We start from the raw sequence: 340 nt of genomic DNA, 5'->3' as shown, positions 1-340 counted from the left end.
GTCAGATACCTCATCAAATGAGACCGCACATTGTTTGGTTTGGAGAGATGCCGCTGCAAATGGATAGAATTTATGCCGCCATAGAAAAGGCGGATCTTTTTGTTTCTATCGGCACATCAGGGGTAGTTTATCCAGCGGCAGGGTTTGTGCATGATGCAAAAATGCACGGCGCGCACACCATAGAAATCAACCTAGAGCCGAGTGCGGTACAGAGCGAGTTTGAAGAAAAACGCTATGGTCCTGCAGGTGTTGAAGTACCTAAGTTGGTTGAAGAGCTGCTCTCGTAAACCAAAATGCATTAGCGCATTTTAACTTCTAGGAATAATTGTTCGTATTTCAA

At 44.7% G+C, this 340-nt stretch carries 1 protein-coding gene; it reads left to right on the top strand.

Going from position 1 to position 340, the window contains the following annotated elements:
- A partial coding sequence (locus tag AB4585_RS24550; protein ID WP_372171361.1) for a Sir2 family NAD-dependent protein deacetylase occupies nucleotides 1-287 on the top strand: 287 nt, incomplete at its 5' end.
- Nucleotides 288-340: the final 53 nt, after the last annotated feature.

Origin of the sequence: Vibrio sp. 10N.222.49.C9 (assembly GCF_041474985.1) — a bacterium.
In the GTDB taxonomy this organism is placed as follows: Bacteria; Pseudomonadota; Gammaproteobacteria; order Enterobacterales; family Vibrionaceae; genus Vibrio; species Vibrio crassostreae_C.
The sequence above is the reverse complement of the archived record's forward strand: the minus strand, read 5'-3'. Positions and strand labels throughout refer to the sequence as shown.